The 2,205-nt window shown below is 58.4% G+C and carries 1 protein-coding gene; it reads right to left on the reverse strand.

The features are described 5' to 3' along the window. Window positions 1-2,205 (reverse strand): hemagglutinin repeat-containing protein (locus tag EAE89_RS22650; protein WP_214086634.1); only part of this gene is annotated, 2,205 nt, incomplete at both ends.

The raw sequence follows: 2,205 nt of genomic DNA on the forward strand, positions 1-2,205 counted from the left end.
AAAGTGGCGTGTTACCACTACAGGCTTTCTGGATTTCGGTTTGCTTGTCCTGTTGCCATTTCTCAACTGTGCCTTTTTTATTCGCTTCTGCCGCCGCCAGTACACTCGCTAGGGCATTATTGTCCACTGCGTTCTTTCCCGCCTGTGCTCCGGTAACGGCACTGGCGGTGGAGTCACCGGCAATACCGCCTGCCAATCCTGCCGCCAGCGTGGAGAGGGTGCTGATAGTCTGTTTCTGTGCCTCCGTTAATTCACTGACTTTAGCCTCGTCGCCGTAAAGCTGTTTTATCAGGACCTGAGCCGCCAGCTCCCCCGACGCGGCACCGGCTGCGCCTGACAAGGCATTATTGCCGCTGACCTCTGCCGCTACCGCGCCTAAAATCGCATGGGCTAATGTATTGGTGGCGATATCTACCTGATGGGTTTGCGGGTCGGTGGTCAGCTCTTTAATCACGCCCGCCAGATACGGTGAAGCCCCGCCAGCCAGCGCCTGACCCAGATTGTTCCCTGCCAGGCCCTGAATGGCTGCCGTAGCCGCCTGTAAGGCTTTCTGATAAGTTCCGCCAGTCCCAAAACCTGAGTCATTCAGCGCCTGATGATAGGCAGTGGTGTAGATTTGGTTTTTAATGTCCTCCATGCTCGGGTCGGCGTGACCCGTTTTCGCCAGGGTGGCTTTGGCAGCTTCAATATCCTGTTCACTGATATGGTCCAGTTTCGCTTTCGCCGCGTTGGTGGCGATAATTTTCCCTTCCGTCCCGGCTATTTCGGTCATCTGGGCGCTGAGCTCGCCCATCAGTTGCGCCTGTTTCAGCCGCTGTTGTTCCTTCTCCTTATCAAATATCGGACTCAGGACATTGGCAGCGTTATCGGTGTCGCGGCTAAGGGTCGCGACATCCTGCGTCTGGTGCGCCTTATCCCGGATAATCAGGGTGCCGTCACTGACGGCGGCGTGCGTGGTGGTGCTGTCATGGCCCTGATGATGGGTGCCGCTCAGTGCATTGACTGCCAGATTGTTCAGCCGCTGACCGGTGGTCGGTTTGCCAACGCTGATGCCCGCACTCTGCTGTTCAACCTTAAAATCCGCCTGATTCTGAATATCTTTAAAGCCCAGTGTGCCGGTGTTGAGGGTGTTTTTGGTTTTGTCAGCGTGACTGGCTATCACCGCACCGTCCAGCTGGGTGTGGTCGCCGACATTCACCTGATAACCCCCTTGACCGGCAAACAGCCCGGTCTGCTCCTGCACGCTGTCATAGTGGCTGTGGAGTTTGCTGCGGCTGGCATTCAGGCTTAATGTGCCGTCCGGCTTCGGCCCCACGGTGGCATTGACCCCGGCACGGGCATTGTGCTGCTGGCTGTCATAGCGCTGGCGGTCCTGCTCACTGCTGAGGGTCAGATGACGTTTCACGTCGGCGGTCAGCTGTTCGCCACTGACTTGTGCCCCTTTTAGCGTGGTGTCCCGGCCACTGTTGAGGGTAACGGTCTGTCCTGCCTCTAATGTGGTGTGAGTGTGACTGACCCCGTTGCCATTTTCATGGCCGTTGCCCCGACTGACATTGGCCGATGCCGTCAAGCCGGTGCTGCCCGGGCCGGCGGTGACACCCACGCCCAGCGCGCTACCGTGGCTACTGTTTTTGCCGATAGTCTGTTCGGTGTTCTGGCTGGAACTCAGTTGGATGTCTCGGCTGGCATTGAGTTGCAGGTCTTGACCCGCCTGTAACTGGCTGCCCTGCACGCGGATATCGCCATTCTGGCCTGATGCGCCTTTGCCATCCCCTTTGGCGGTTATGGTGAGGTTATCCCCGGCCGTGAGGTGGCTGCCCTGTTGGGTGGTCTGGCGGTGCTGCTGTTCTGAACGCGAAGACTGGCGACCGTAGGACAGGCTCACCCCGGCCAGATTATTATTGCCTTTTTCGTCACTGCCCTGCGCTTCCGCCAGTCGGACCGCCTGGGTAGCCTGAACCCCGCTGAGCGCGGCCTGAGTATTTTGCAACGCTTTCAGGCGCGGGTCGGCGGTCTGCTGTGCTGCCCGTGCTGTCTGTACCGCGCTGTTGATGGCGCCGCCTGCCGTGCCACTGAGTGCCACGGTTAAGCCGCTTTGCTTTTGTTCGGTTTTCGTCAGGGTGGTGTGATGATTTTCCGCACTGGTGATACTGACGCTCTGACCGGTGAGGGTCAGGTCCTTTTTCGCGACGATATCACTGCCAT

This window comes from Photorhabdus heterorhabditis (assembly GCF_018448905.1).
GTDB classification, from domain to species: Bacteria; Pseudomonadota; Gammaproteobacteria; order Enterobacterales; family Enterobacteriaceae; genus Photorhabdus; species Photorhabdus heterorhabditis.